This window comes from Sinomicrobium endophyticum, assembly GCF_052983315.1.
On record NZ_JBRKIS010000030.1, the window covers coordinates 47,117 to 59,376 of the forward strand.

Genomic DNA, 12,260 nt, shown 5'->3' on the forward strand with positions numbered 1-12,260 from the left:
GTCGGACTAATGATTTTGCGATGATGTCGATTCAAGGACCTGCCCGTCAGCTTCAAGCTGTTTTCTGAGTGGCCCGTACTCCAGGTCCTGAACTACGGCGCTATGATGTTCAATAGCCATAACGGCGACAGTGGCAGCACTTTGCGCCAGTATCATAAACACGGGTTCCATTCGAATAGACCCAAAGGCTATATGGGAACTTGAAACTGCTACCGGCACAATAAGGTTGTTACATTCTTTTTTTTCTGGTAGAATAGCGCCAAGTGAAATCCGGTACGGGTTATCCGGATGCACCCCGATATCCCCTTCGTTCTGCACATGACCTTCCCTGGTGATATACCTTTGTACATTGTGAGAGTCCAGGGTATAAGATCCCATGCCTACCGGGTCGGGTACCGGTTTTTTTCCGAGGATTTCGTGCTCGGTCATTACATATTGCCCTATCATTCTTCTTGCTTCCCTGACATAAATCTGATAGGGCCAATGGCCATTATCCGCAAATTCATCTTTGGCAAGGCCCCACTGTCCGAATTCTTTCCGGACTTCCTCCGGGATACGCGGATCTGTAGCCATAAAATAAAACAGTCCCTTCTGGTACGTTTTATGAGCTTTGACGATTTCCTTGCGTTTTGGATAACCGGCTTCGGGATATTCGTAATTCATTCCTATATAATCTGTACTAAAAGGGCCGTGGTTATTGGTGTCTGTTTTTAAATTAGGGACAGGATCGAACTTGTTAAAAGTCTCGTTCCAGCCTTTATCGTACAGTCTGACCAGTAACTCATATTGTTCCGGGTCATAGCCCTCCGGTTTCTCAAAAGGAATTCGATTCTCTTTTACCCGGGTCATACATACCCTGAAACAGTATGCCTGTATCCTGTGGTCTCCGTCGCATTTCTCTCCCGGGGCTTCCGGAGAGATTCCTTTAAGCAGCCCACTCTCCGGGTTTCCGGGTACTTTATAGGGGCTTATCCCGAAATTCCCGAAATGATGGGAATGGTGAAATACTTCGGGCTGGATGCCGTTCCATTGCTCCTTATAAGTATCACAAGATTCTCTTCCTACCGTATAAGAAACTCCTGCAGAGGCCATGAGATCTCCCTCGTAAGTAGCATCTATAAATACCTTTGCCTTAAATTTAAGACCAGATTCCGTTGTTATGGTGTTAATCCGGTCCCCGGTTTTTTCGACCCCGGTTTCCCTGTTGAGATATTCTTCCCGGTAAACGGTAATTTCGTGTTCTTTTATAAAATCCTCGAATACCTGTTCTGCTATATGCGGCTCGAATATCCACATTGTCCTGTGTTCCCCGTCAATAGCAGGGGTTCCTTGCCCAATGTTGCCATAGGATTCCCTGTTTTGCCATTTCCAGGTGGAAGATTCCTGGTAATAATTATAGATCCGCTGATAAAACTCTCTGGCGAGGCCGCCTATTACACTTTTATTTCCCGTATCGGTATATCCCAGCCCGGAAGAGGAAAGACCGCCAAGATGTTTATCGGGAGATACTACAACTACGGATCTCCCCATTTTTTTTACCTGGACCGCAGCAATAACAGCTGCCGAAGTCCCGCCATAGATTACAACATCTGCTTCCACTGCCGGAGCGCCTTTTTGGATTTGCCCATGAGATGATATACTGAAAAAGATGATCAGGAGTACTTGTATAGCCTTTTTCGGATTCATTTTGAAGATTTTAAATTAAAAAATAAGTATGGGATAGTACTATCCGTATTTCTCTTAATACCCCGGATTCTGGTCACTCGGACTCAGGGCAGGGTTATTATTGATCTCATTTACGGGAAGGGGTAAAAGCAGGCTCACGTCATTCCATGCTTTCCCTGTAGCTTCAATGGCCTGTTGTGCCTTACCGGTTCTTAAGAGGTCGTTCCATCTTTTCATTTCCAGGACAAACTCAAATGCTCTTTCATCTAAAACCTTATCCTTGAAGTCCGAAGCCGACATCCCTGAAGGATAATCTATTCCGGAAGGACTGTTCAGGTCCAATCCGTATCCTCTTCTTCGAATCATATTGAGTCTTTCCAATGCCATATTATCCGGCTGGCCTTTTAATTCACTGGCTGCTTCGGCATAAATAAGATAGGCTTCCGCCAGTCTGAAAACGGGTACATTGTTCCTGCTGTTATTAGTATCCGGAGCATCAGGATCCCTGAACTTTCTGAACAGAACGGGAGTTTCCTGGTTAACCCAAACCGTATCGCCATCAATAATTCTATAGGAGAACAGGTTAAATTCTTTCCGAAGGTCGTTTTCGTTCCATCTTCCAAAAACGGAATTTTCCACAGGAACCCATCCCCTGAAGCCCCCTACAGAATAGCCCATGCCGGGATCTCCTATATAAGTAGGTATGCGTTGTCCGTTTGTTCCGCTGTGATGAATTGACCAAATATCTTCTGAATGTGTATTAACTCCCGGACCATATATCTGCATAAAATCTTCTGCTTCGTTCACTTCAACCAGTGAAAAAGCCCCGCTTGTAATGACTTCGTCGGCCAGGTCACTTGCTTCCTGCCATTTTTCGGTATTCAGATAGGCGTCGGCCATTAGCATTTTTGCCGCCCAACGTGTAGCACGGCCACTTTCAGAATCCGGAAATGAAGTGAAAAGGTCTGGTATGGCCTCTTCCAGGTCCTTAATAATAAAGTCCCATGTTTCCTGAACTGTAGCTCTCGGTGTGGCAATATCTTTAAGATCAGTAAACTCGTGATCTCTTATGGGAACACCTCCCCAATACTTTACCAGATTACTGTAAAAATAAGCCCTTAAAAACCTGGCCTCGGCAATATATCGCTTCTTTAGCGCCTCATCCATATCAATTCCGGGGACATTGTCGAGTACGGCATTTGCACGGTTGATTCCTCTGTAGATATCGGCATAGGCATCGAACATCCTGCTTTGATTGCTATTATCGAGAGGGAGGTCATAGACACTCATCGGGGATTGACTTCCCCTGCCATTAGAATAATCGGCCCTGTTTTCAAGCATGGCCATATACCAGATTGTCGGAAACCCTCCATCTTGCCCGAGAGTACTGTATACAGCTGTTAAAGCTGAAAAAGCATCGGATTCATTTCTGTAAAAATTCTCCTTTACCAGAAAGTGTTTGGGGTCTTCGGTTAATTCATCCCCGCAGTTGACCAATGCCAGGGATAAGACTAAAACTATGATTATTTGTATTCTTTTCATTTTTATAGGTTTATGGCGGTTAGTTACAGCTGTAAGTTCAAACCAAGGGTAAAGATCTTGGAAGAAGGATACCCTGTTTGATCGATCCCTATTCTTAGATCCCCCTGGGCTGCCCGGGTATTTACTTCCGGATCCAGCCCGGGATAATTAGTTAGTGTAATGAGGTTTTGTCCACTGATATACAGTTGCAGGGATTTGATGGGAAGCCCCGTATCCCAGACAGGCAGGTTGTATGCTAACCTGATATTTTTTAACCGCAGATAAGATCCGTCTTTAATAAACCTGTCGGAGACCCTGAATTGAGAGCGGTTGGCGGTTGGTGCCGGATAGCGGGCATCCGTGTTTTGTGGACTCCAATAATTATCGGACAAGTCTGAGAGCTGATTTCCTCCTTCGCTCAGAGAGTTTGCTACCACTGCACCAGTAGCCCAGAAAAGATCATTTCCCTGAGATCCTTCTACAAAAATATTCAGCTCAAAATTTTTGTAATTAAAGGTATTATTCAAACCATAGATAAAATCGGGATACGGATTTCCAATGATCTGTTGGTCTTCGTTGGAGATTTGTCCGTCTCCGTTAAGGTCCCTGTAATTAATTACACCCTGATCGTCATAGCCATCTTCTACAAACCCGTAAAACATTCCCAGGGGTTCTCCTTCCCCGGCAATGTTTATAGGAGCAGCAAAAGGAATATCCAAAGGACCTCCTAATATATCTTGTCCTATGGTGATTACCTTATTCCTGTTAAAGGACAATTGTCCGAAAATGTCCCAGCTAAAATCACCATCAAAAACCAGTGCTCCGAGGCTGAATTCCATCCCGGAATTTCTTACTTCTCCCAGGTTAGTGATCAATGAATTGTATCCGACAGATTCCGGTAGGGGAATTATCGCGAGAAGGTCTGTGGTCTTTTTATTGTAGTAATCTATAGTAAACCTGAAACGGTCATTGATAAATCCTACATCCAGGCCAATACCAAGCTGAGTTGTGGTTTCCCATTTTAAATCAGGATTAGGGGCGGAAAGGTTTGCAAATCCTATCACATCGGAATTCCCGAATGTAGCCCTGGTCTGCCCGAGGGAATTCAGGGATCTGTAGGGATCGATGGCTGTACTTCCGGTTTCTCCGTATCCGATCCTCAGTTTCAAATCTGACAGGGGGTCCCAGTCCTTTAGAAATTCTTCGTTCTTGATTTTCCAGGCGAATGCACCTGAAGAAAAGATTCCCCATTTGTTGTTTTTTCCAAATCTGGACGATCCATCCGCTCTTATACTTGCCGTAAACAGATATTTATCGTTTAAATGGTAGTTTACTCTTCCCAGCCATGATAACAAGGTCCATTCCGTGATAGAAGAACTATTAGGAAGAGTATTGCTCCCCGAACCCAGCGCATTATTTTGTAGCTCGTCGGTCGCAAAACCAGTGGCGCTGGACCCGTTATATTTGCTTTGAAAAGTCTGGACGGTAAAACCTCCAACAACATTCAGCCTGTCATTATTCCCGATCTGCCTGTCATACGTAAGGATGTTCTCGTTCAAATAAGAAATGCTTCTGGTCATGTCGGTGAGTCCATAACCTGTCGGTGTACGATTTGTAATGATAGAGGGAGAATAATAATTACTTTCGGTAAATGCCTGTTGCGTACCTCCCAGTATCTTAAGTTTCAAACGATCGCTAAGTCTGAACTCGGCAGAAATATTAGCCAATACCCTGGTAGAATACTGGCGATCCAGGATTTCCGCATAAGCCAGGGGGTTATTGATAACTACGGGACTGAAGGGATATATGCCCACCTCGTTTAGATTTCCTTCTGCATCATAAGGTGCAATGGTTGGTGGTGCGGCAAGTGCAGCAGCAAAAATATTATTTCCTCCGCCAGAACCGTTATTGACGTTGGCATCATTATTTTCCCAGCGCGTTAGTACCGCATCGGTACTTAATCTAAGCCAGTCATTTACATCCTGATTAAGTGCAAGTCTCAGGGACCCTCTTTTAAGACTGGAGTTTAGAATTACTCCATCCTGGTCGAAGTAATTGGCGGAAACGGAATAGGAAGATTTTTCATTCCCCCCGGAGAATGTAAGCGTGTGACTTTGGATTGGAGCCGACCTGAAAATTTCATCCTGCCAGTCTGTATCGGCCTCAGGAAGGTTGTCCGGATCGAAGGGCTCCGCTACACTTTCATTAATAGCCCGTAAATTAGCAAATCTTGTGAACTGGGAAGAATTCATCATGTTGTATTTTTTTATGACTTGCTGAACCCCATAATAACTCTGGTAATCTATTCTGCCCTGTTGTCCTTTCGTCCCTTTTTTAGTGGTAATCATAACCACACCGTTTGCTCCCCTGGAGCCATAGATAGCGGTAGCCGAAGCATCTTTCAGAATATCTATAGACTGTATATCGGAGGGATTCAGAAAGGAAATACTTCCAACTATGGGAAAACCATCGACTACATATAAAGGATTATTATCCCCTAAATAGGAGTTACCACCTCGTATCTGGATCTGGACATTAGCCCCCGGCTGTCCGGAATTCTGAACAACCCTGACCCCGGAAGCCCTTCCTTTTAGGGCTTGTTGGACGTCGGACGTCGGTAAGGCAGTCAGGTCTTTTGAGTTAACGGTTGAAACAGCTCCTGTGACATCTGTCCGTTTTACGGAACCGTAGCCTACAACCACCACTTCTTCCAGTCCTTCTGCACTTTCTATGAGGGTTATATTAATGGAGGTTTTATCACCCACCTTAATTTCCTGGGACTGAAACCCTACGTAACTAAAAACAAGTACAGATTCAGGTCCGGCTACATTTATGGAATAATTTCCGTCAAAATCGGTTTGTGTTCCATTAGTGGTCCCTTTTTCGATAATATTGGCCCCTGCCAAAACAGTACCTGTACTATCGATAACCCTGCCGCTTATTGCGTATTGTGCGATAGTATGCTGCGACCTGTTTGCCTGATCAGACCTTCTGACCAGGGATATTTGCTTGTCTTCAATCGAATATGTGGTATCAGAGCCTGAAAAGATCCTATCCAGAATAATATTAATCTTTTCATTCCTGACTTTAACGGTAACTTCCCTGTGTAGATTGATATCGTCAATCAAATACAGGAACCTGTATTCCGTCTTCTTTTCAATGTAATCGATGAATTTCTCTACAGTTACATTCTTTAGATCAACAGATACTTTCGTATTCTGTGAATATGAATTTCGGGCGCTTATTGCAAACACACCCGTAAACAATAAAAGTAAACTGATTTTCATTCTTAAATCAAATTTGACCAACGCAGGTCTTTTCCTGGCACGGTTCAGAGGAATTTTCATAATTTTGTAATATTGATGTGGTTATACTTTAAGTCTGACCATTTTGTCTAAATCGGGAAATGCGCCAACATTTCCCGATTTTTTTTGTAGATCAAATGACTAAACTCCGTCACTGAAATCGGAAGTTTTCAGGTGTTTTTCTATTTATACATAGGCGAAAAATTTAAGTTTATTTAACGGTTATATGTCGGTCATTAATTTTATATTCAATATCATAGGTGTTTTTAAAATACTTCAATACTTCTTCAATAGGTTCATTTCCAAGATTTGCATTAAACTTTTTATCCCTATACTTATGATTTTCATTGATAATTGTAACGTTATAATGTCTTTCCAGTTTTTTTAAGATATTCTCGAAAGTCATATTTCTAAAAATCAACTTTCCTTTCATCCAGGAAGTATAAGTGTCCGTAATTACCGCTTTTGTGGTGATATTGTTTTCCCTTCTGTCAAAACTTCCTTTAAAACCTGGCTTTAGAAGAACAGATTTATGCTCCGGAAGATCAGTATTCTCAATATCTAAAGAGACAGAACCTTCAACCAGAACAACATCAGTCGTCTGATCTTCCGGATAGGTAGAAATGTTGAATTGTGTGCCTAAAACCTTTATGTTTAAAGTATTGGCGTTAACAATGAAAGGTCTCCCGGTATCTTTTGCAACATCTAAATATGCCTCTCCGGATAAATAAACCAGCCTTTCCTTATGCTTCGGAAAGTTCACAGGATATTTTAAGGAAGATCCTGAATTTAAATAGACTACTGTCCCGTCCGAAAGTTCCAGCTCAAATCTCTTTCCATAAGGTACGGTCAATTGATTATATGAAAATACATCCGGGTCCTCTGTTTTTTTATTATAAGTTATTCTATTTCCTTTTTGTTTTCCGATAAAAGCTCCTTTTTCACTTACTAATCTTGAATCTGCTGATTCTGAAATAACTTCAACATTACCATTACTCAATTCAAGAGTGATCTCACTATCGGATGGCATTGAAATTTTATGCAAAGACTTCTCAGTTGACAAAGGTTGCATCAAAAAATATCCCAGGGAGAGAAGAATCATCACCGTTGCCGCATATCGGATATATTTGCCTCTTCGGAGTCTTTTCGTTCTTTCTCCCTCTCTTTTTATTTCTTTCCTTAGGGTATCCTTTATTTTATTGGAATCAGGTTTATTCATAGCAATTTGAGTAATAAATAATACTTTTATCAGCCCTTTAAGCACTGATTTATGTTCTGGATTCTGAATCCATTTATCCAGCATATCCAGTTCTTCCTCAGTAGCCGTTCTGTGCAGATACTTTACTAAAAAATGCTCGAATTTTTTATTTCCCATGATTTCTTAACTTCAATAATATTATGCGTGAAATTTATAATACCCTTATATTTTTGATAATTTTTTTTAATATTGTCATATTTTGCATTTAAAAAAAGCAGTTTATGTATTTTGAAGACGGCAAAACTTTTGTTAAATATCTGAAGGATGGAGATGAAAGAGCATTTATGTACTTAGTGGATAAATACCACCAAAGATTATATTCTTATTGTCTGGCATTGGGAAATGATCACTCCACTTCTGAGGATATCGTACAGAATGTTTTTATTAAAACCTGGCACTTTAGAAAAAAACTGAATCCCGAATTTTCCTTACAAGGATTTTTATACAAGACAGCTTACAATGAGTTCTTGATGGAATATCGCAGGAACAAAAGAGTAATTCCATTGGAACATTCCCATTACGGGTTATTAAATGAAGTTGCCGGATCAATGGATGAAGAAGCACTGGAGAAAATAATTGAACAGGTCACCATGGAAATTCAAAACTTGCCGAAAAAATGTCGTGAAATTTTCACCCTTAGCAAAAGGGAAGGACTTACTAACATGGAAATTTCAGACTATATGAATATTTCCATCAAAACTGTGGAAGCTCATATAACGAATGCCTTTTCGATTCTTAGACAAAAGCTTGGAGATAAGTATGAGTCATTTTTATTTATATTTTTCAATCCCAATTTGATCTCTGAATAACTATTATTATCCATGATCTGATATTTTAAAGGCAGAAAGCGACATATTGTAGTAGATACTTTAGGCTTATTGTTAGTGGTTGTAGTCCATTCGGCAAACAGCACGACAGTAAAGCAGCCTATAAAGTTTTAGAAAAACTCCAGCAACAGTGCTACACTTTGGTCAAAGTCTTTGCCAACGGAGGGTATCGAGGGGAACTTATTGATAAGGTCAAACAAAAATATAAATTTATCCTTGAAATTGTGATGAGAACCAACAACCAGATGAAATTCGAGGTCTTGCCCAAGAGATGGATTGTGGAAAGAACCTTTTCCTGGTTCGAAAGTCACAGAAGATTGAGCAAAGATTTTGAATATCATACAGATACAGCAGAAGCAATGGTGCAAATTGCAATGATCAGGCTGATGCTTCATAGAATTAAATAAAAAAGCCGGGAAAATGCTAGAAAAAATTAAGAATGGAAAATAGAATAACGGACAATAAAGATGATCGTTCCCCCCCGAACTTTCAAAATTATAGACGCACAAAGATTATAGCCATTGTGCGTCTATTCCTATTTTATTAAACTCATCAACAATAGATTCTTTTGCATAACATAAAGTTGCTTTTTTTAGGTTTGGAAAATTTTTAGCGTCTTCACTGCTTTCTATATCCCAATAATCTTCCCAGCCTTCAGCAAAGCATACTAGGTTTAAATAAATATCGTTCCCCCCATCTTGATAAATTTCCGTTACTGCTGTAGCCAATCTTTTGGGAATTGGCAACTCTTTAAAATACCGGGTCACTTCTTCAATTGGTTCATATCCTTCTTCTTCAAGATCAATTTCTCTTTTAGGATACCACTTTACAAACTCATGCAAATCAAATTTAGGTTTGATTAATTCTTTGTTATACATTAATTCCTGTATGACAGATAGTTTAAACCCAAAATCTACAAAAGTGATTTCCTCTTCCTCCGGTTTTTCAATACTATATTTATCTTTGGGGATACCCTCTCCACGAAAATAAGCTTTGTATGTTCTGACTTCAATAGCTCTAATATTTGTTTCATTAGTGTCAAACCAAGCGCTAATGTTATTTAAGACCAAGGCACCGGATGAATCCCCATTAAAAAGTTTTACACGCTTATCTTTATGGGCATTATAATAACTTGTAATTTCTTCATCATCAAAAAAGAACTTTCCTGTGAATGTTTTTTTAGGACTAAACGTATAGCTCTGGAGTTCTAATTCCAGGCTTAATGCTTCAACCATCTCTCCATCTTTTGAATACGCTATAATTCCTAATTCATTCCAAGTGCAAAGGGTATGGTTTTTTGCTTTAAATGCGCTATGATCGCTCCCAATGATGCTTCTTAAATGTTCTATAGGAATTGGAAATTCTACTGAAATAGTATTAATTTGGAAAAGATCTGAAGATAAACGTAATGTGATCATACGTGATGTTTAATGATTTATTATTAAGTTGAAGGTTAAAACCCTTCTCCCGATATTATCGGGATCGGGACTATTGCAGCTACTTTAGTTAATCGGTTATTCAGTTATTGTGCCTAAATAACCTAGTAACCTAATAACTATGGCAATTTCCCCGCCGGGCGGGCAGGATTGCCACTTTCTAACCTCCGGACTTGCAGTCCGGAGTTATAACGGCTTTCTGCTTTTTAAGAATTTATCAAAAGAGCCTGAAATTTTTGTGACTTCTCCGCCATCGTGATAATAAGCCCAAACAGAGAAACTACAACCAGGATCTAAATATAAGTAGTCTCCGTTTTCCCGACCTATAACAAAACCTGCTGCCACACGTTCTGAATTGACTCTGCCATAATGGACAGAATGGGCAAATTGAGCTTCTCCGACTTCTTTTTGAACGTGTGTATGTAATTTTAAACATTCATAGTTGGCAGCTTCTCCAACGCCATTCATTTTCCACCTTTCTAATAATTCTTCTTCACCCATCATATTTGCATGTACGAGAATCATATCTGCCTTTAATTTTTATTTCGGCATTAGGATTTTCTTTAAGAAATTTAATGTAAGAACAGGGAAGTTCTTGATTAAAAATTTCGCTTGATTCTAGTTTCATGATAAACAGCGGTTAAATTAATTTTATATTTCCTTATTAGTTACTACAAAAGTGGCATCTTATGTTCAAAATGAAGTAACCGATTTCAGGGATATTATACATTCGTAGAAATTGGAAGTAGTTATATAAAGCTTGATATATTCTTTTAAATAGCATTTAAAATAACGAACCGGGTTCAGGAGGCACTGCATCAGATAGCACAGATACTGAAGTAGAAATTATACTGTAAATAGCCACGTGGAGTATTGTATTAGATTTAGGTTTTGATGGTGCCGGAAAAGGATTAACTCGCTAAGTGAAATTTATGCTCCGTCCCGATAACCATCGGGATGCATCGGGAATGAATTTATATTTTGTTTCTTTTGAATGTCTCTTGCCCCGAGGTAGTTGACTATCAAATGTTAGCCTCCAAAACACCCCTTATTTTTTAAAATCACCCCATTCAGGGATACGCCTTCCGGTATTCCCGGGTACCTTAGCACCCTATAAAAAAGAGATTACATGAGAACTATTGTCGCTTATAACGATACACTTGACCTAAAGAAATGGGAGGATTTTCGGTTTGATATTATTGAAATTGATACCCTTCATGCTATGTCGGATCCTGAGGATTTTAGAAACAGTTTTACATTTAGAGATGCGCTTTTAGAAGCTTTTGAAAATTATTCAAAAAAGCCTGTTCTTAAAGTGCTCATGCTTACACCGGATTACGTGTTTAATTTTAAATACTACGGTATTGCTTATTTGAAAAGTAAGGAAATCGTAACCGTAGAACTAAAACAAACAGAAGTTTTCAGAGATTGGTTTCGGGTGATAGAAAAAGATAGAATAGAACCTGCGAAGGTGAGTGCTAAACTCTTTCATTTTGGTAAAAACCAGTACAGTATGGAGCCTGTTTCCAATTACAAATCAGATCTTATTTTTAAAGACACAGGCCTGTTTATTTCAAAGTTTATTCCCAATGCATTTATTGCAGAAGAATTAGCGAAAGAGAAAGCAGATTTTATAGCGCCTTATATCAGTTTTAAAATAGAAACCGACTTCACAACGGTTAAAGAACACTTTGAAAAGTTGGTAGCTGCTAACAATCTTAAGGTTATTCCACCAGCAGATAACGAAGCGGTTTATGCTGAATTTGAATCTGAATCCGGTTTTGCATTTCCCGAAATTCTGAAAGCCTTTTTGACCCTGCATAATGGAGTGGAAAACACGGCATTTATGAGTGCGGAAAACATCGTAAAGGAATGGAAAGACTGGCAAACCATCTATACTGACTGGACACAGGAAGAGTTGCTGGATACTTATAGTGAAAATGAAGGGAAGACTCTGACGATGTATATCACTCCGTACTGGATTCCTTTTTTTGACTTGCGGAACGGGAATTTCATCGGACTGGACTTTGCACCCACAGAAAAAGGTAAACCCGGGCAAGTCATTCGTTTTGGTGCCGATCAGGAAATAGGCTATCAGGAAGCAGAAAGTTTAAGTGCTTTTTTAGAAAGCCTGATCTAGCAATACCAAAGAAGGACTTCCAGCTTATTTATCAGACAATAAAAGTCATATGTATCAGATAATCTATTTTTTACCGTATTATACTTTTAACTATAAGTAACGTGCCGC

Annotated in this window: 8 protein-coding genes and 1 pseudogene; 3 read left to right on the plus strand and 6 right to left on the minus strand. The window is 39.8% G+C overall.

Annotation, left to right across the window (positions count from 1 at the left end):
* Positions 1 to 6: 6 nt before the first annotated feature.
* From ACVBDU_RS12115 to ACVBDU_RS12130, 4 genes are all read right to left on the minus strand, one after another.
* Positions 7 to 1,686 (minus strand): FAD-dependent oxidoreductase, encoded by a 1,680-nt coding sequence (locus ACVBDU_RS12115; RefSeq protein ID WP_447180018.1) that lies wholly within the window; start codon positions 1,684 to 1,686, stop codon positions 7 to 9.
* A gap of 54 nt (positions 1,687 to 1,740) precedes the next feature.
* Entirely contained in the window at positions 1,741 to 3,207 is a 1,467-nt protein-coding gene (locus ACVBDU_RS12120) for a RagB/SusD family nutrient uptake outer membrane protein (RefSeq protein WP_447180019.1), read from the minus strand.
* Positions 3,208 to 3,230: 23 nt separating this feature from the next.
* The gene (locus tag ACVBDU_RS12125; RefSeq protein ID WP_447180020.1) at positions 3,231 to 6,473 is read right to left on the minus strand and encodes a TonB-dependent receptor; all 3,243 of its coding nucleotides are present in this window, start codon (positions 6,471 to 6,473) and stop codon (positions 3,231 to 3,233) included.
* Between the two features lie 229 nt (positions 6,474 to 6,702).
* The gene (locus ACVBDU_RS12130) at positions 6,703 to 7,866 is read right to left on the minus strand and encodes a FecR family protein (RefSeq protein WP_447180021.1); all 1,164 of its coding nucleotides are present in this window, start codon (positions 7,864 to 7,866) and stop codon (positions 6,703 to 6,705) included.
* A 104-nt stretch (positions 7,867 to 7,970) separates the two neighbouring features.
* Here ACVBDU_RS12130 and ACVBDU_RS12135 point away from each other — a divergent pair, with 104 nt between their 5' ends.
* Both ACVBDU_RS12135 and ACVBDU_RS12140 read left to right on the plus strand, forming a co-directional pair.
* Positions 7,971 to 8,558: an RNA polymerase sigma factor gene (locus ACVBDU_RS12135; RefSeq protein ID WP_447180022.1), complete on the plus strand. Its 588-nt coding sequence runs from the start codon at positions 7,971 to 7,973 to the stop codon at positions 8,556 to 8,558.
* Between the two features lie 75 nt (positions 8,559 to 8,633).
* Positions 8,634 to 8,983: pseudogene (locus tag ACVBDU_RS12140) on the plus strand (transposase).
* Between the two features lie 105 nt (positions 8,984 to 9,088).
* Here ACVBDU_RS12140 and ACVBDU_RS12145 read toward each other — a convergent pair.
* Together ACVBDU_RS12145 and ACVBDU_RS12150 are read right to left on the minus strand one after the other, a co-directional pair.
* On the minus strand, positions 9,089 to 9,994 hold the full coding sequence (locus ACVBDU_RS12145) for a DUF6892 domain-containing protein (protein WP_447180023.1): 906 nt from the start codon (positions 9,992 to 9,994) through the stop codon (positions 9,089 to 9,091).
* A 204-nt stretch (positions 9,995 to 10,198) separates the two neighbouring features.
* Complete coding sequence (locus tag ACVBDU_RS12150; RefSeq protein WP_447180024.1) at positions 10,199 to 10,537, minus strand: SMI1/KNR4 family protein; 339 nt, start codon at positions 10,535 to 10,537, stop codon at positions 10,199 to 10,201.
* Positions 10,538 to 11,141: 604 nt separating this feature from the next.
* Between ACVBDU_RS12150 and ACVBDU_RS12155 the strand changes: the two genes are divergently transcribed.
* Positions 11,142 to 12,152, plus strand: a complete 1,011-nt coding sequence (locus ACVBDU_RS12155) for an SMI1/KNR4 family protein (RefSeq protein ID WP_447180025.1) — start codon at positions 11,142 to 11,144, stop codon at positions 12,150 to 12,152.
* The last annotated feature ends 108 nt before the right edge of the window (positions 12,153 to 12,260 follow it).

Coding starts and splice junctions, on each gene's coding strand:
- ACVBDU_RS12115 (WP_447180018.1), bottom strand. CDS start 1,686: ATGAATCCGAAAAAGGCTATACAAGTACTCCTGATCATCTTTTTCAGT.
- ACVBDU_RS12120 (WP_447180019.1), bottom strand. CDS start 3,207: ATGAAAAGAATACAAATAATCATAGTTTTAGTCTTATCCCTGGCATTG.
- ACVBDU_RS12125 (WP_447180020.1), bottom strand. CDS start 6,473: ATGAAAATCAGTTTACTTTTATTGTTTACGGGTGTGTTTGCAATAAGC.
- ACVBDU_RS12130 (WP_447180021.1), bottom strand. CDS start 7,866: ATGGGAAATAAAAAATTCGAGCATTTTTTAGTAAAGTATCTGCACAGA.
- ACVBDU_RS12135 (WP_447180022.1), top strand. CDS start 7,971: ATGTATTTTGAAGACGGCAAAACTTTTGTTAAATATCTGAAGGATGGA.
- ACVBDU_RS12145 (WP_447180023.1), bottom strand. CDS start 9,994: ATGATCACATTACGTTTATCTTCAGATCTTTTCCAAATTAATACTATT.
- ACVBDU_RS12150 (WP_447180024.1), bottom strand. CDS start 10,537: ATGATTCTCGTACATGCAAATATGATGGGTGAAGAAGAATTATTAGAA.
- ACVBDU_RS12155 (WP_447180025.1), top strand. CDS start 11,142: ATGAGAACTATTGTCGCTTATAACGATACACTTGACCTAAAGAAATGG.